This window comes from Frigoribacterium sp. AC759 (assembly GCF_979256015.1).
In genome coordinates this window covers 1-257 of record NZ_CEEDMT010000119.1, presented here as the reverse complement: position 1 = coordinate 257, position 257 = coordinate 1, and the positions used below count along the sequence as shown (strand labels likewise).

The window sequence follows — 257 nt, the reverse complement described above, 5'->3', positions numbered from 1 at the left end:
TCGACTCCACCCTCAAGCTGAGCAACCGCCCGGCGGTCGTGCTGCTGGTCGGGGTGAACGGGGTCGGCAAGACGACGACGATCGGCAAGGTCGCGAAGTTCCTCCGCAACTACGACCGGTCGGTGGTCGTCGGGGCGGCCGACACCTTCCGTGCGGCGGCCGGCGAGCAGGTCGCGACCTGGGCCGACCGGGCCGGGGCGCGCATCGTGCGCCCGCTGCAGCCCGGCCAGGACCCTGCCTCGGTGGCCTACCAGTCG

General features: G+C 73.2%; 1 protein-coding gene. It reads left to right on the top strand.

Annotated features, from left to right (window positions below):
* A partial coding sequence (locus ACZ6JE_RS15330; RefSeq protein WP_464319503.1) for a zeta toxin family protein occupies positions 1–257 on the top strand: 257 nt, incomplete at both ends.